Source organism: Serratia quinivorans (genome assembly GCF_052113645.1).
GTDB lineage: Bacteria > Pseudomonadota > Gammaproteobacteria > Enterobacterales > Enterobacteriaceae > Serratia > Serratia quinivorans_B.
Map to the genome: position 1 here is coordinate 171,517 of NZ_JBIEIU010000012.1, position 16,483 is coordinate 187,999.

A 16,483-nucleotide genomic window follows, 5' to 3' on the forward strand; every position below is an offset into this window, starting at 1 on the left:
ACCCGACCCTATGTTCAGACTTCAGAAGCGGCTGTTGTTAACAGCACGCATCCAACATAACAAAAATAACGCGGGCGGCAATACAAACGATTGCCCGCCCGTTAGTACAAGGCTCAGCGATGTTGGCGGTTTCTGGCAGAAAATGCCAAAGGGAAAGAAATAGACAGAAGCTTTGTGGAGCTAACGCTGACAATGTGACATATGTCACCAAATTTGGCGTTTTAAAGAAAAGATATTTTAACCAGTGAATTATGCGGCCCGCTGGGATCCAAGATCGTATTCCAGAGGGCGCCATGGCGACGCCCCCACCAACACAGCCGGTTATTCGACGACCTTCACGCCCTCAGGCGTGCCAACCAACGCCACATCGGCACCGCGGTTGGCGAATAAACCGACGGTCACCACACCGGCGATACCGTTGATTTTGTTTTCCAGCGCAATGGCGTCGACGATGCTCAGGTTATGCACATCAAGGATCACGTTACCGTTATCGGTCAGTACATTCTGGCGATACTCCGGCAGACCGCCCAGTTTCACCAATTCACGCGCCACGTAGGAGCGTGCCATCGGGATCACTTCGACCGGCAACGGGAATTTGCCCAGCACGTCGACCTGTTTGCTGGAATCGACGATGCAGATAAACTTGCGCGCGATGGCGGCAATGATTTTTTCACGTGTCAGCGCAGCGCCGCCGCCTTTGATCATTTGCATCTGGCGGTTGATTTCATCCGCACCATCGACATAAATATCCAGCGAATCGACTTCATTGCTGTCGAACACGTGAATACCGAGGCTTTTCAGCTTGGCGGTGGAGGCGTCGGAGCTGGACACCGCCCCTTCGATCTGGTGCTTGATCGAGCCGAGCGCGTCAATAAAGTGGGCGGCGGTGGAGCCGGTGCCAACCCCGACGATGGTGCCTGGGGTAACGTAATCCAGCGCTGCCCAGCCAACCGCTTTTTTCAGTTCATCCTGCGTCATAATATGTCCATTGCCTCTGTACGAAAACGTGTGCGTATTATAGGGTAAATCGCTATTTTTCACTCAGGCAGGATCACACTTCTTCACCCTAAGCCGCATTTTTAGGCGCGTCGCGGTAAAGCCGCACGGTGATTTTCCACCTGTAAAACCCCAGAGATGTGGCATAGTGCCTGTATCAATTTACTGTAAGGGATATCTTTCCGATGAAACGCCCAGACTATCGAACGCTGCAAGCGCTGGACGCGGTGATCCGTGAGCGCGGCTTTGAGCGCGCCGCGCAAAAACTTTGTATCACCCAATCGGCAGTATCCCAGCGCATTAAGCAGTTGGAAAACCTGTTCGGCCAACCGCTGCTAGTGCGTACCGTGCCGCCACGTCCGACTGAACAAGGTCAAAAATTGCTGGCACTGCTGCACCAAGTGGAGCTACTGGAAGAAGAGTGGCTGGGTAACGACACCGGCATCGATACGCCGTTGCTGCTGTCGCTGGCGGTCAACGCCGACAGTCTGGCCACCTGGCTGTTGCCGGCGTTGAAACCGGTGCTGACGGACTCCCCTATCCGCCTGAACTTGCAGGTGGAAGACGAAACGCGGACTCAGGAACGCCTGCGACGCGGTGAAGTGGTAGGTGCGGTAAGTATTCAGCCGCAGCCGCTGCCAAGCTGCCTGGTGGACCAATTGGGCGCGCTGGATTATCTGTTTGTCGCCTCGAAAGGTTTTGCCGAGCGCTACTTCCCGAACGGCGTGACACGCTCCGCGCTACTGAAAGCACCGGCGGTGGCGTTCGACCACCTCGACGATATGCACCAGGCTTTCCTGCAGCAGAACTTTGATCTGTCGCCGGGCAGCGTTCCCTGCCATATCGTGAACTCATCGGAAGCCTTCGTACAGTTGGCACGCCAGGGCACCACCTGCTGTATGATCCCGCATCTGCAGATTGAGAAAGAGTTGGCTTCAGGCGAGCTGATCGACCTGACGCCGGGCTTGTTCCAACGCCGCATGCTGTTCTGGCACCGCTTCGCGCCGGAAAGTCGCATGATGCGTAAAGTGACCGACGCCCTGCTGGAGCATGGTCGCCAGGTTCTTCGTCAGGACTAAAATGGAAAAGGTTCGCCGTAGCGAACCTTTTTTACTGAAAACGGCCTGTGTTATTGCGCCGCGTTGCGCTGCAGTTCAAACACCACATCGACCTGATCGTCAAAGTGAATGCTCTGCTGTTCGTAGGTTTGCGCCGCGTCACTTTCCGCTGCGGCACCCGCCGATTTATACATGCGCGCTACCGGCATCGGCTGGTAGTTGGCGACGTGGTAACGAATGCTGTAAACCGGCCCCAGCTTGGCGTTAAAGCCTTTCGCCAATGAAGCCGCCTGCTGCGTAGCGTTCTCGATCGCCTTCTGACGTGCCTGCTCGCGGTACACATCCGGTTTTGCCACGCCCAACTCAACGGCGCGGATCTCATTGAGACCAGACTTCAACGCACCGTCCAGCAGCCCATTCAACTTATCCAGCTGGCGCAGCGTAACCTGCACCTGACGTACCGCACGGTAGCCTTTCAGCACCGACTCACCGGTTTTCAGGTAATCGTATTCCGGCTGGGTGCGCAGGTTAGCGGCGCTGATATCTTTCTTCTCGATATCGTTTTTCTGCAGGAAATCAAAATATTGCGCTACGCGCTCATCGACCTGCTTCTTAGCCTGTGCGGCGTCTTTGGAAGAGACGCTGACCTCGATCGCCAGGGTGGCGATATCTGGAGTAGCATCAACGCTTGATGTGCCAGAGGTCACCACGTGCGGCCCTTCCGGCACTTCCGCCGCTTGCAGCGCCAGTGGTAATGTCCCTAATCCAATCATTGCGGCCATAGCCAATGCTTTAAGCTTCACAGAGTCTCCTTGATGACAGGCTGTAACTGATTACCGGCCTTTCTCGACGAAAAACGGCCGGTTCCTTGGCATCAAACGTAGCATATCGCGCGGGCTTTTGAATTCGGATTAGTGACAAATTCTTATAAACTTGCGCCTTGCCAGGCCAACTGCAATGCGATGCCCCACATCACCACGCCGACCAGCGTATTGATGACACGCTGCGCCATTTGGGTTTTCAACCAGGGTGCCAGCCAGGAAGCCAACAGCGCCAGCGCAAAGAACCAAAGGATCGAGGCGCTTACCGCTCCCAGCGCAAACCAGGAACGTACGTCCGGCGCCAGTTGCCCGCCCAGGCTGCCCAGCACCACAAAAGTATCGAGATAAACATGCGGGTTCAGCCAGGTCACCGCCAGCATGGTCACCACCAGCCGCCAGCGACTCTGCTTCAGTTCCTCGGCGGTTGCCAATGCCAAGTGTCGGCTGAACGCGGTGCGAAACGCGCCCCAACCGTACCACAATAGAAAGGCTACTCCGCCCCAGGTGACCAAAGCCAGCAGCAGCGGCGAACGGCTCAACAAAGCGCTACCGCCAAAAATGCCACCGCAGATCAGCACGATATCGCTCAATGCGCACAGCGACGCGACCATCAAATGATACTGACGGCGAATGCCTTGGTTCATGACAAAAACATTTTGCGGGCCCAGCGGCAGGATCATCGCGGCGCTCAGGGCGAAGCCCTGCAAAAAGACAGCAAGCATGGTATTCCTCACAGAAAGAGTGCGCCGGTCAGCGGCGCGTGTCGGACAACACGCGCATCATAGGAGGAAAAAATTATTAGGTGAAATTGATATTTCTAATCAACTATCAGCAACACTAATAATCAGGCTGGAATAACAAAACCCAGCTCCTGAGAAATCCGCTGTGCGGTCGCCAGCACCGGTTTAATCAAGGCTTTAACGCCGATTTGCTGCAGTTTGGCGGTCGGTAACGAGACCGATACCGCGTAGGGTACCCGCTGCTGAATATCAAACACCGGTGCGGCCACGCAGGACACCCCCAGCTCATTCTCTTCGCGATCCATCGCCATGCCCTGCTTACGGATGTCAGCCAACTCCTCGTACATCTTCGGCAATTCGGTAATGGTATTGCGCGTCAGCGTCTGGATCTCATGCTGATGGGTCTGCCAGTAGTGGTCCGGGTAATCGCTGTTGCCGTAGGCCATAAAAATCTTGCCCATCGCCGAGCAGTACAGCGGCATATGCTGGCCAATATAGGCCCGGGTGCGCATCATGCCGGTGGTCGGTTCCAGCTTGTAGATCAAGATAACGTGGTCATCTTCACGGCTGGAGAAGTTCACCGTCTCCCCGACCTCCAGATTGAGCTGCTCCAGATGCGGCGCGGCAACATGGATAATATTCAACGAGGAAAGCGCCTTCTGGCCGACAGAAATGAACTTGGTGGTCAGGCGATAACTGCCGGGCGACGGCGCCTGAGTCACATAACCGCTGGTATGCAGCCCTTGCAACAGGCGATGGACGGTACTTTTGTTCATGCCGGCCAGCTCAGACAGGTGCGCCAGGGGGCAGCCGTTAGGGAAGTTGCTCAGGATCTCAATCAGTTGCAAACCGCGGAACAGGCTTTGGCTGCCCAAGGGTTTGTCTTTCTTGTCATCTTTCTCGTCGACAGCTTTCAGGCTCATAGCGCAATTTCTCCAGTGTCGAGCCGCCAGCCAACGCCACGGCGTGGTAAACGGGCTCTTTGCCGGGAATGTTACCCCAAGGCCCGCATCAGGTGAAGACGGAACGCCGTTTCATTGTCAGCAGCAGGTTAAAAATGCGCAACATTCTGCTAACTCTCGAAGTGAGTTGTCCGTCACAATTCCGCAAAGAGATAAATAACCATTTGTTTTAAAACAATAATTAAAACACGTCTGGCTTTGCTTTAGATCGGCGATCGGCATATTATTTTTGAAACTGAATTTCGCATATTGAAATTTAAGGGCGATATAAACACCAAAAAGCATTACAACGATCGCGTATGCAACTACCAGGGGCGCATAAAATGACACCAAAGAATGCGGAACAACCCATTCTGACCCTCAGCCATATTGTTAAGCGCTTTGGCGGCAACGTCGCGGTGAATGACGTCAGCCTGCAGGTGATGCCGGGTGAAGTACTGGCCCTGCTGGGTGAAAATGGCGCAGGCAAATCGACCCTGATCAAAGTGTTGGCAGGGGTGTACCCGCGTGACGGGGGTGACATTCAGTTTCAGGGAGCCAGCATAGCCTCCGCCGCAGCGATAAAAAGTGACAGCCGCCAGCCTATCGCCTTTATTCATCAGGATCTCGGGTTGATCGAATGGATGACGGTGGCGGAAAACATGGCGCTGGTGATGGGATTCCCGCGTCGCTTTGGCCTGATCGACTGGCGTGCCATTCGCCGCCGCGCCGTCCAGGCGCTGCAGGATGTCGGTATAGCACTGGATCCCGACGCCAGAGTGTTCGAACTGTCGCGCACCGAAAAATCGCTGCTGGCGATCGCCCGTGCCGTCGCCGTTAACGCCGAACTGCTGGTGCTGGATGAACCCACCGCCTCGCTGCCCGCCAACGACGTGCGCCACCTATTTGCAGTGATTAGCCGGCTGCGCAACAAAAAGGTCGGCATGATTTACGTCACTCACCGGCTGGACGAAGTGATCGAGATTGCCGACCGGGTGTGCGTTATGCGCGATGGGCACTATGTGGCGGGCGGCAATACCGCCGACTATTCGCTACGGGATCTGGTGCAAATGATCGTCGGCGAAGCGATGGCGGACGATCAGCGCGAACCCTTGCCGGAGAATCAACCGCCGGTGCTGCAGCTCAATAACGTCACTGTGGGCGATATCGGTCCGGTCAGTTTTAACCTGCAGCCCGGAGAAATGCTGGCGCTGGCCGGCCTGCGCGGTGCCGGTCAGGAAGAAATCGGCCGCTTGCTGTTCGGCCTGCGTCATGCCGACGAGGGCGAAATCCGCTTTCGCGACCAACCCTATACCGCCGCCACCCCTCAGCAAGCCATGGCCTGCGGCGTTTCGCTGGTGGCGGGTGACCGTACCGGCGAAAGCCTGGTGATGTCGATGAGTGTGCGTGAAAACCTGTTTATCAACCCCTGCGCCAGCGGCCACAAGCTGCTTTCCCGCTATAGCCCCCGGGCCGAAATCGGTGCCAGCTGGTGGAAAGTGCAGTTGTTCGACGTACGGCCCAAGGACGTCAATATCGATATCAGCGCCCTGTCCGGCGGTAACCAGCAAAAGGTAGTGATGGCCCGCTGGATGCACCTCGGTGCCCCGTTGCTGATCCTGGAAGATCCCACCGCCGGTGTAGACGTAGGGGCCCGGGCGGAAATCTACCATCTGTTAAATAAATCCCTGGCGGAGGGCGTGGCGGTATTGGTGATCTCCAATGACTTTGAAGAGATCGCTCATATCTGCAACCGCGCACTGGTGTTCAACCGGGGAAAAGTGGTCGGCGAGCTGAAAAACCAGCAGGTGTCATTCGCCAACTTATTGGAACTGGCCTCCGCCAGCTCCGGGGAACCCCTCGCGACAATGTTAGAATCTGAGGTAGGCCATGTCTAAAACATCTGTTAAATCAACGGCGCTGGAGCAGCGAGTCAGCCTGTCGCAGGACGGTGCCGGCCCGTGGCTGATGCAGGTTCTCACCCGCTACGGCCTGTTGCTGTTGTGTATTGCACTGGTGGTGCTGTTTTCACTGATCGCGCCGTCTTTCGCCTCGATGCTGACGCTGCAAGCAATCCTCTCCAGCAAAGCCAAAATTGCGCTGCTGGCACTGGCGGCGACCATCCCGATGATCGTCGGCAAAATTGACCTTAACGTCGGTTTCGGCATCGTGCTGTGGCATATCCTGGCCATCACCCTGCAGGTGGAATACGGCTTTTCGTGGCAGATGGCGGTGCTGACGGTGCTGGCCCTTTCCGCTCTGTACGGCCTGCTGAACGGCATTCTGGTGGCACTGGCGGACATCGACAGCTTCGTTGCCACGCTCGGATCCGGCACCGTGTTGTATGCCATTGCCCTGTGGCACTCCGGCGGGAGGCAGATCGTCGGCGATCTGCCGGATGCGTTCATCGCCCTGCACCATACCGAGATCGGCGGGATCCCGATCGTGGCATTCTACGTGCTGATCGTCGCAGTGGTGCTGTGGTTGATCACCGAACACACCCCTCTTGGCCGCTGCATGTACGCCGTGGGCGGCAATCCGGCAGCGGCACGGCTGAACGGCATCTCGGTCAATCGCTTCACCATCGGCGCCTTTATCGCCTCCAGCGTGCTGACCGGCTTTAGCGGCGTACTGATCGCCGCCGAGCAGGGCGTTGGTCAGGCCAGCGTCGGCATGGACTACCTGCTGCCGGCGCTGGTCGGCGCTTTCCTCGGCAGCACCACCATTCGCCCGGGCCGGGTTAACGTCTGGGGCACCGTGGTCGGCATCGCCATTCTGGCTATCGGCATCGCCGGTATCCAACAGTTCGGCGGCGAATTCTGGGTCGAACCGCTGTTCAACGGCGCGACGCTGTTGCTGTCGATCACCTTGGCCGGCTATGCCCAACGCCGCCGGTTACTCAATCAAAAAGCGGTACAACGCAGCCCAGCCGCTACGGCTGATAAAAATAACCAAAAAGCGATCAATCCTTAACCAGGAGTGCACCGAATGAAACGTCTTTGGATATTACCGACTACCCTGCTGCTGGCCAGCGCTGCGTCATCCGCCTGGGCCGACGCCTATCTGGATCAGGCCACCGCAGCGGTCGCCAAGGCGACTGCCAGCGTGACTCAGTGGGACGGCCCCACCAGCGGGCCACAGCTGCAAGCCAACAAGAAAATCATCTTTATCGCTTCGGACATGAAAAACGGCGGTGTGCAAGGGGTGCAGGAAGGGCTGAGCGAAGCGGCGAAAGCCGCGGGCTGGAAGCTGGAAACCCTCGACGGCGGCGGCTCGGTGAAAGATCAGCTGGCATCGCTCAATCAGGCCATCGCCCAGAAGCCGGACGGCATCGTGATCGGTGGCTGGAACCCTAACGTCGCCAAGATCCCGCTGAAAAAAGCTATTCAGCAAGGCATAGTGCTGACGGCCTGGCACGCGGTGCCGGAGCCGGGGCCTATCGCCAAATACAACGTGTTTTATAACGTCACCTCCGACTCTAACGAAGTGGCGCGCATTGCCGCCCAATATGCCGTGGTGCAGTCCGGCGGCAAAGCCAGCGTGCTGATCTTCACCGATTCGCTGTACCAAATCGCGCTGGACAAGGCCAACGTGATGAAAGAGGAGATCGGCAAATGCAGCGGCTGCAAGGTGGTTGAATTCATCGATACCCCGCTGGCGGATACCGCCAACCGCATGCCGACCATGACCTTCAGCCTGCTGCAAAAATACGGCGATCAGTTCCAGTACGCGCTGGCGATCAACGATTTGTATTTTGATTTCATGGCACCGGCCCTGAAAACCGCCGGCAAAGGCGGCCCCCATGCGCCCTACAGCATTTCCGCCGGCGACGGTTCGATCTCTGCCTACCAGCGTATTCGCTCCGGCGGCAGCCAGTCAGCCACGGTACCGGAACCGCTCAAATTGCACGGCTGGCAACTGCTGGATGAGTTCAACCGCGCCTTCGCCAAACAGCCTCCTTCCGGCTACGTTACCCCGGCGCACCTGGTGACCCGCGATAATATCACCGCCGACGGCGGCACCAGCAACCTGTATGACCCGCAGAATGATTATCAGGGCCATTACAAAGCCATTTGGGGCGTGAAGTAGCGGAGGTCAACATGAACCAACTGAGGGTGGGCTCGCCGCTCGAACGCCTGTGTTCTCCGGCCATTTGGGCCGAGGGGCCGGTGTGGCTGCCTCTGCAGGATGCGGTGGTGTTCAGCGATGTGAAAGGCAACCGCATGTTCCGCTGGTCGCGACAGGGGGAGCTGAGTCTGTGGCGATCCCCGTCGCATTACGCCAACGGCAACGCGCGTGATGCCGAAGGACGAGTGATCAGTTGCGAGCATGGGCGACGCGGCATCAGCCGAACCGAAAACGACGGAGAGGTGCAGATGCTGGTCGATCGCGTTGACGGCAAGCGTTTCAACTCCCCCAACGACCTGGTGGTGCGTTCCGACGGCACCCTTTGGTTTACCGATCCGCCTTACGGCATTACCGGTGACGAAGAAGGTTACAAGTCGGAAAGCCAGGTTATCGGCTGCTACCTTTACTGCTTTGATCCGCGCGACGGCTCGCTGAACATCGCGGCCAGTGACCTGCAACGTCCTAACGGCCTGGCATTCTCGCCGGATGAATCTCGGCTGTATGTCGCGGACATGTCGATCGTCGATTTCCCAACCCTGGGCCGCAGCGAGCTGCGGGTGTATGAGGTCGACGGGCGCGAACTGAACGCCGGACGACGTTTCGCCACCGTAGCCCCGGGCTTCCCGGACGGCTTTTGTGTCGATGAGGCCGGAAACATTTTTTGCAGCTGCGCCGACGGCGTACTGATCTTCAACAGCCAGGGAAAACAGCTCGGCAAGATTGAGGTGCCGGAACGGGTTTCCAACTGCACGTTCGGCGGGCCGGACGGCAATGAGTTGTACATTACCGCCACCACCTCGTTATACCGCAAGATACTGAATAAACAAGGATAATGAGCCAAAAAAAGTGACCGCAGAGCGGCCCCGTCCTGCTCTGCTTTTTCACGTCTGAAGCACGCCAATGGTCAAAAACGTGCCACCGATCACAAAACCACCAGATTAATTTAACCATCTGTTTTATATAAATAACTTTCTCCTCCCTGGCTTTGACTTAGGGTAGCCGCAGGTATAGCATTTATTTGAAATTTGATTTCACATGTTGAAATTTAAAGAACATAAAACAAACAAATGCGCCGTAGCGGAGAACCAGCATGAGAGTGAGTTACACCGATCTGAAACAGCAATTCAAACGCGTGCTGCTGTCGCGGGGCGTGGCGGAAGCCACCGCCGATGACTGTGCGGGCATGTTCGCAGACACCTCCGCCAACGGCGTTTACTCCCACGGCGTTAACCGTTTCCCGCGCTTTATTCAACAGTTGGACGCCGGTGATATCGTGCCGGACGCCAAGCCCAGCAAACTGTTGTCACTGGGTGCCATTGAACAGTGGGACGCGCATCAGGGTATCGGCAACCTTACGGCGCGTCGGATGATGGATCGCGCCATGCAGCTAGCCGACAGCCACGGCATAGGTCTGGTGGCGCTGCGCAATGCCAACCACTGGATGCGCGGTGGGGGCTTTGGCTGGCAGGCGGCGGAAAAAGGCTATATCGGCATCTGCTGGACCAACTCGATCGCCGTCATGCCGCCCTGGGGTGCTAAAGAGTGCCGGATCGGTACCAACCCGCTGATTGTCGCGGTGCCGGGCAATCCCATCACCATGGTGGATATGTCGATGTCGATGTTCTCCTACGGCGCATTGGAGCTGAACCGGCTGGCAGGCAAAACACTGCCGGTGGACGGCGGCTTCGACAACGACGGTCAACTGACGCGCGATCCCGCCACCATTGAAGAGAACCAACGCATCTTGCCGATGGGCTACTGGAAAGGATCCGCATTGTCGATCGTGCTGGACATGATCGCCACCCTGCTGTCCGGCGGATCCTCGGTAGCGGAAATAACCGAAGACAACCGCGAGGAGTACGGCATTTCGCAGGTCTTTATCGCCATTGAGATCGAACGGCTGATCGACGGTGTCACCCGCGATGCCAAACTGCAGCGCATCATGGACTACATCACCCGCGCCGAACGCGATAACCCGGAAGTGGCCATCCGCCTGCCGGGCCATAAATTCCCAGGTATTCACGCGGAAAACATGCGCGACGGCATTCCCGTGGATGAACGCGTTTGGGCGCGCATTCAGGCGCTGTAACAGGAGAGACACCATGATATTCGGCCATATTGCCCATACTTCGCCGGAACAATACCCGGCGCCGGTGGCCCACGCCATCGCCTATCTGCAAAGCACCGATTTCAGCGCCCTGCCCGCCGGACGGTATCAGGATCCTGCCACCGGCTACGTGGTACAGGTGCTGGATCTGCAGACCCACCAGCCGAGCGATCTGCGGCCGGAGGTGCACCGGGAAAACGTCGACGTGCAGTTTCTGGTCAGCGGCACCGAATTGATCGGTGTGGCCGCGGATCTCGGCACTAACCAGATCCATCAGGATTTACTGGCGCAGCGCGACATTATTTTTTATCAGGACGTCGCGGAGGAATCCTGGTTAACCATGCAGCCCGGTAATTTTGCGGTATTTTTCCCGCAGGATGTCCATCGTCCGGCCTGCATTAACCAACACCCCGGCGATATTCGCAAAGTGGTAGTGAAAATACCGCTGGCGCTGTTTAGCACCTGATTAGCAGCCAATAAATAACCAGGAAAAAACACCGGTCCTCGGGCCGGTGCGGGCCCCCTTGTGCCCAACACAAACCAAAACAATAAAGCCCGACCCTACAGAATATTGAAAGGTGTATAGATGAATACAGCCTCTGTTTCCGTTAGCCGCAGCCAGGTGATTCCCAAATTACGCTGGCTGAGAATAGTGCCGCCTATTCTTATTACCTGCATCATCTCCTATATGGACCGGGTGAATATCGCCTTCGCCATGCCCGGCGGCATGGACGATGAACTCGGCATCACCGCCTCGATGGCCGGTCTGGCCGGCGGTATCTTCTTTATTGGCTATCTGTTCCTGCAGGTGCCGGGCGGCAAGCTGGCGGTATACGGCAACGGCAAGAAATTCATCGGCTGGTCGCTGCTGGCCTGGGCAGTGATTTCGATACTGACCGGGCTGGTCAGCAACCAGTATCAACTGCTGTTCCTGCGCTTCGCGTTGGGCGTCTCCGAAGGCGGCATGCTGCCGGTGGTGCTGACCATGATCAGCAACTGGTTCCCGGACAAAGAACGCGGCCGCGCCAACGCCATCGTCATTATGTTCGTACCCATCGCCGGTATTCTCACCGCACCGCTGTCCGGCTGGATCATCACCGCCTGGGACTGGCGCATGCTGTTCCTGGTTGAAGGCGCACTGTCGCTGGTGGTGATGGCGCTGTGGTATTTCACTATCAGCAACCGCCCGCAGGAGGCCAAGTGGATTTCACCGGCAGAGAAAGACTACCTGATCAAAACGTTGCATGACGAACAACTGCTGATCAAAGGCAAAACGGTGCGTAACGCCTCGCTGCGCCGGGTGCTGGGCGACAAGATCATGTGGCAGTTGATCATGGTGAACTTCTTCTACCAAACCGGGATCTACGGCTACACCCTGTGGCTGCCGACCATTCTCAAGGGGCTGACCAACGGCAATATGGAGCAGGTCGGTATGTTGGCGATCCTGCCCTATCTCGGCGCCATCTTCGGCATGCTGATCATCTCCACCCTGTCCGATCGCACCGGCAAGCGCAAAGTGTTCGTCGCACTGCCGCTGGCCTGCTTCGCCATCTGCATGGCGCTGTCGGTGCTGTTAAAGGATCACATCTGGTGGTCTTACGCGGCACTGGTCGGCTGCGGCGTCTTCATTCAGGCCGCCGCCGGGGTGTTCTGGACCATTCCCCCCAAACTGTTTAACGCCGAAGTGGCCGGCGGTGCACGCGGCGTGATCAATGCGCTCGGCAACCTCGGCGGCTTCTGCGGCCCGTACATGGTCGGCGTATTGATCAGCCTGTTCAGCAAGGACGTCGGCGTTTACAGCCTGGCGGTGTCGCTGGCCATCGCTTCGGTGTTGGCACTGATGCTGCCGAACAAATGCGACCAAAAAGCGGGGGCTGAATAATGGAATATTGGCTGGGGTTGGACTGCGGCGGCACCTTTATCAAGGCCGGGCTGTATGACCGCCGGGGCACAGAGCTGGATATTGCCCGTCGCAATCTGGAGATTATCGCGCCGCAGCCCGGCTGGGCGGAACGCGATATGCCTGAGCTGTGGCGCACCGCCGCCGAGGTGATCCGCGAAGTGCTGGTCCGCAACAACATCGCCGCCGGTGATATTCAGGCCATAGGCATTTCGGCGCAGGGCAAAGGGGCGTTTCTGTTGGACAAGCAAGGGCAGCCGCTGGGTAACGCCATGCTGTCTTCCGATCAACGCGCATTGGCGCAGGTACTGGAGTGGCAGAAACAGGGCGTGCCGCAGGCTTTGTATCCGCAGACCCGACAAACGCTGTGGACCGGTCACCCGGTGTCATTGCTGCGTTGGCTCAGGCAACACCAGCCGGAACGCTACCGCCAGATTGGCAGCGTGCTGATGGCGCACGATTACCTGCGCTACTGCCTGACCGGCGAACTGGCCTGTGAAGAGACCAATATCTCCGAATCCAATCTTTATCAAATGGCCGACGGTCGCTATGACCCGGCGCTGGCCCAACTGCTGGGCATTGGCGACATCATGCCCGCGCTGCCGCCGATCGTCGGTTCCGCCGAAATCGCCGGGCGAGTCACCGCTGCCGCAGCGGCGGCAACCGGACTGGTGGCAGGTACGCCGGTGGTTGGCGGACTGTTCGACGTTGTGTCCACCGCCCTGTGTGCCGGGTTGCGGGACGAAACGCGACTCAATGCGGTGATGGGCACCTGGTCTGTCACCAGCGGTATCACCGACAGCATTACCGAGGGGTTCGATCACCCCTTCGTTTATGGCCGCCATGCCGAGGCCGGTAAATACATCGTGCACGAAGCCAGCCCCACCTCCGCCGCCAACCTGGAATGGTTCTGCCGCCAATGGGACCTGCAGGACTACGGCCAACTCAATGACTGGGTAGCGGCGCTGCCGAAGGCCGACAGCAGCCTGCTGTTCGTGCCCTTCCTGTACGGCTCCAATGCCGGACTGGGCCTGAGCGCCAGCTTCCACGGCCTGCAGGCTTTCCACCAGCGCGAACACCTGGTGCAGGCGATCTACGAAGGCGTGGTGTTCTGCCATATGACTCACCTCAACCGTATGCGGCAACGCTTCCCGGCGGCAACCGCCCTGCGCGTCACCGGCGGTCCCGCCAAGTCCGCCCCCTGGATGCAGATGTTCGCCGACGTCAGCGGCCTGCCGGTCGAGCTGCCGCAGGTGGAAGAAACCGGCTGCCTGGGTGCGGCGATGGCGGCGATGGTCGGCAGCGGCGCATTCAGCGATTTCACCGCTGCCCAACGCGAGTTGGCGCCACGTATCGAACGGGTCCTGCCGGATGCCTCGGCAAGCGCGGCCTACGGCAAAAAACATCAACGTTATCAGGCGCTGATTGCGGCGCTGCAAATGCTGCAATCCGCGCAGTGAGGAGATCTTATGAGCAATAAACCGCGCCTGCAGTTGGCGCTCGATCACACCCGGTTGGATACCGCTCTGCAGACGGCGGAACGCCTGCAGCCACACGTCGACATCATCGAAGCCGGCACCATTTTATGCATCAGCGCCGGTATCCAGGCGGTGAGCGCACTGCGCGAGCGTTGTCCGCATCACACGCTGGTGGCCGATCTGAAAGTGGCCGATGCCGGCGGCACGCTGGCGCAGCAGGCCTTCAGCCACGGCGCCAACTGGATGACGGTCATCTGCGCCGCCCCGTTGGCGACCATGGCCAGCGCGTTGGAAGTGGCGCAACAGCACCAAGGGGAGATTCAGATTGAGCTGTTTGGCCGCTGGACATTGGACGATGCCCGACAGTGGCGTGCACTCGGCATCCGTCAGGCGATCTACCACCGTGGCCGCGACGCGCAGGCCAGCGGGCAAACCTGGAGCCATCAAGATTTGGATCTGATGAAAGCCTTGTCTGATCTGGGCATTGAATTGTCGGTGACCGGCGGTATCACGCCGACCGATTTACCGCTGTTTAAAGACATCGCCGTGACCGCTTTTATCGTCGGCAGAGCACTGGCGGAGGCTGCCGACCCGCTGGCTGCCGCCGGCCAGTTCCGTTCGGCCATTGATGACATCTGGAGAAGTTGATATGCGTCAGCACCCGTTGGGAATTTATGAAAAAGCCTTGCCGAAGCACCTGACCTGGCCCGAACGGCTGGCGCTGGCCAAGGCCTGCGGTTTTGATTTTGTCGAAATGTCAGTGGATGAAAGCGACGAGCGGCTGTCGCGTCTGAACTGGAGCAAGGAGCAACGGCTGTCGCTGGTCAGCGCCATGCTGGAAACCGGCATCAGCATCCCGTCGATGTGCCTGTCCGGTCATCGCCGCTTTCCCTTCGGCAGCCATGACGATGCACTGCGTCAGCGTGCCTTTGAGGTGATGGAACAGGCGATTCAACTGGCAAAAGATGTCGGCATCCGCACCATTCAGCTCGCCGGTTATGACGTCTATTACGAGCAGCAGGACGAGAGCACCCTCGCCCGCTTCACCGAAGGCATGCAATGGGCGGTCGAACGCGCCGCTGCCGCGCAGGTGATGCTGGCGGTGGAAATTATGGATACCGCCTTTATGAACTCCATCAGCAAATGGAAGGCGTGGGATGCCTGCCTGGCCTCTCCCTGGTTCACGGTATATCCGGACGTCGGCAATCTCAGCGCCTGGGGCAATGACGTGGCGCAGGAGTTGGCGCTGGGTATTGACCGTATCGCCGCCATCCATTTGAAAGACACCTATCCGGTTACCGACAGCTCACCGGGACAGTTTCGCGACGTCCCCTTTGGCGAGGGCTGCGTCGACTTTGTCGCCGTATTCCGCACCTTGAAACAGCTTAATTATCGCGGCGCTTTCCTGATTGAAATGTGGACCGAAAAAGCCGAAGAGCCGGTGGCCGAGATCGTGCAGGCACGCCGTTGGATCGAACAAAAAATGCAACAAGGGGGTATGACATGCTGACGCTGCCGCAGCTTAAACAACAGGTCCTGGAAGCTAATCTCGACCTGCCGCGCCATAATCTGGTGACCTTCACCTGGGGTAACGTCAGCGCCGTGGATCGCGAACGCGGGCTGGTGGTGATCAAGCCTTCCGGTGTGGAGTATGAACACATGACCGCCGAGGATATGGTGGTGGTCGATCTCGCCAACGGCCACACCCTTGAGGGCACGAAAAAGCCCTCTTCCGACACCGCCACTCACCTGGCGCTGTATCGTGAATTTGCCGACATTGGCGGCATCGTTCACACTCATTCACGCCATGCCACCATCTGGGCGCAGGCCGGACTGGATATCCCCGCCTGGGGCACCACCCACGCCGATTACTTCTACGGTGCCATTCCCTGTACCCGCCTGATGACCGAAGACGAAATTGAGCATGACTACGAGTTGGAAACCGGCAAAGTTATTATCGACACCTTCCGCCGCCGCGGCATCAACCCGAACGCCATTCCGGCGGTCTTGGTCAATTCGCACGGGCCGTTTGCCTGGGGTAAGGACGCGCACGGCGCGGTGCACAACGCAGTGGTGCTGGAAGAGATTGCCTATATGGGGATTTTTTCACGTCAACTGACACCGGGGATCCACAGTATGCAACCGGCACTGCTGGATAAACATTACCTGCGCAAACACGGCAAGAATGCTTATTACGGGCAGTAGACTGAGTTGGCAGGAACTCTTTTCCAGTATCAACCGTCTTCACCAGATGCCTTGGGGTATCTGGTGAAATAGCCGGATTCGCCTGCCAGTTTAAAATTGGTTATTATCC

General features: G+C 58.1%; 16 protein-coding genes. 12 read left to right on the plus strand and 4 right to left on the minus strand.

All coding sequences use genetic code 11. The features are described 5' to 3' along the window. Window positions 1–321: 321 nt before the first annotated feature. The gene (gene rpiA, locus ACGS9J_RS20780) at window positions 322–978 is read right to left on the minus strand and encodes a ribose-5-phosphate isomerase RpiA (protein ID WP_442232655.1); all 657 of its coding nucleotides are present in this window, start codon (window positions 976–978) and stop codon (window positions 322–324) included. A 203-nt stretch (window positions 979–1,181) separates the two neighbouring features. Between rpiA and ACGS9J_RS20785 the strand changes: the two genes are divergently transcribed. After that, window positions 1,182–2,075: a LysR family transcriptional regulator ArgP gene (locus tag ACGS9J_RS20785; RefSeq protein WP_012146627.1), complete on the plus strand. Its 894-nt coding sequence runs from the start codon at window positions 1,182–1,184 to the stop codon at window positions 2,073–2,075. Between the two features lie 50 nt (window positions 2,076–2,125). Here ACGS9J_RS20785 and ACGS9J_RS20790 read toward each other — a convergent pair whose 3' ends face one another. The 3 genes from ACGS9J_RS20790 to ACGS9J_RS20800 form a co-directional block, all read right to left on the minus strand. Beyond that, the gene (locus ACGS9J_RS20790) at window positions 2,126–2,857 is read right to left on the minus strand and encodes an oxidative stress defense protein (protein WP_442232656.1); all 732 of its coding nucleotides are present in this window, start codon (window positions 2,855–2,857) and stop codon (window positions 2,126–2,128) included. A gap of 122 nt (window positions 2,858–2,979) precedes the next feature. Next, complete coding sequence (argO, locus tag ACGS9J_RS20795) at window positions 2,980–3,597, minus strand: arginine exporter ArgO (protein ID WP_442232657.1); 618 nt, start codon at window positions 3,595–3,597, stop codon at window positions 2,980–2,982. Between the two features lie 122 nt (window positions 3,598–3,719). Continuing rightward, a complete protein-coding gene (locus ACGS9J_RS20800) occupies window positions 3,720–4,538 on the minus strand; it encodes an IclR family transcriptional regulator (protein ID WP_442232658.1) in 819 nt (272 codons plus the stop codon). Between the two features lie 362 nt (window positions 4,539–4,900). On the opposite strand from ACGS9J_RS20800, the gene ACGS9J_RS20805 reads away from it, so the two are divergent. From ACGS9J_RS20805 to araD, 11 genes are all read left to right on the plus strand, one after another. Next, window positions 4,901–6,454 (plus strand): sugar ABC transporter ATP-binding protein, encoded by a 1,554-nt coding sequence (locus tag ACGS9J_RS20805; RefSeq protein ID WP_442232659.1) that lies wholly within the window; start codon window positions 4,901–4,903, stop codon window positions 6,452–6,454. Further along, complete coding sequence (locus tag ACGS9J_RS20810; protein WP_442232660.1) at window positions 6,447–7,529, plus strand: ABC transporter permease; 1,083 nt, start codon at window positions 6,447–6,449, stop codon at window positions 7,527–7,529. Before ACGS9J_RS20805 ends, ACGS9J_RS20810 begins: the two co-directional genes overlap by 8 nt. Before the next feature lie 15 nt (window positions 7,530–7,544). Beyond that, a complete protein-coding gene (locus ACGS9J_RS20815; protein WP_442232661.1) occupies window positions 7,545–8,645 on the plus strand; it encodes an ABC transporter substrate-binding protein in 1,101 nt (366 codons plus the stop codon). Window positions 8,646–8,656: 11 nt separating this feature from the next. Further along, a complete protein-coding gene (locus tag ACGS9J_RS20820; protein ID WP_442232662.1) occupies window positions 8,657–9,517 on the plus strand; it encodes an SMP-30/gluconolactonase/LRE family protein in 861 nt (286 codons plus the stop codon). A 257-nt stretch (window positions 9,518–9,774) separates the two neighbouring features. After that, a complete protein-coding gene (yiaK, locus tag ACGS9J_RS20825) occupies window positions 9,775–10,773 on the plus strand; it encodes a 3-dehydro-L-gulonate 2-dehydrogenase (RefSeq protein WP_442232663.1) in 999 nt (332 codons plus the stop codon). Between the two features lie 13 nt (window positions 10,774–10,786). Next, a complete protein-coding gene (locus tag ACGS9J_RS20830; protein WP_442232664.1) occupies window positions 10,787–11,257 on the plus strand; it encodes a YhcH/YjgK/YiaL family protein in 471 nt (156 codons plus the stop codon). A gap of 120 nt (window positions 11,258–11,377) precedes the next feature. Further along, window positions 11,378–12,673: an MFS transporter gene (locus ACGS9J_RS20835; protein WP_442232665.1), complete on the plus strand. Its 1,296-nt coding sequence runs from the start codon at window positions 11,378–11,380 to the stop codon at window positions 12,671–12,673. Further along, window positions 12,673–14,151: an FGGY-family carbohydrate kinase gene (locus ACGS9J_RS20840; RefSeq protein ID WP_442232666.1), complete on the plus strand. Its 1,479-nt coding sequence runs from the start codon at window positions 12,673–12,675 to the stop codon at window positions 14,149–14,151. The genes ACGS9J_RS20835 and ACGS9J_RS20840 overlap by 1 nt, the downstream gene beginning before the upstream one ends. A 9-nt stretch (window positions 14,152–14,160) precedes the next feature. Continuing rightward, window positions 14,161–14,817: a 3-keto-L-gulonate-6-phosphate decarboxylase UlaD gene (gene ulaD, locus ACGS9J_RS20845; RefSeq protein WP_442232667.1), complete on the plus strand. Its 657-nt coding sequence runs from the start codon at window positions 14,161–14,163 to the stop codon at window positions 14,815–14,817. A gap of 1 nt (window position 14,818) precedes the next feature. After that, window positions 14,819–15,679, plus strand: coding sequence for an L-ribulose-5-phosphate 3-epimerase (locus ACGS9J_RS20850; protein WP_442232668.1), 861 nt, complete (start codon window positions 14,819–14,821; stop codon window positions 15,677–15,679). Further along, complete coding sequence (gene araD / locus ACGS9J_RS20855; RefSeq protein WP_442232669.1) at window positions 15,673–16,374, plus strand: L-ribulose-5-phosphate 4-epimerase; 702 nt, start codon at window positions 15,673–15,675, stop codon at window positions 16,372–16,374. The genes ACGS9J_RS20850 and araD overlap by 7 nt, the downstream gene beginning before the upstream one ends. The last annotated feature ends 109 nt before the right edge of the window (window positions 16,375–16,483 follow it).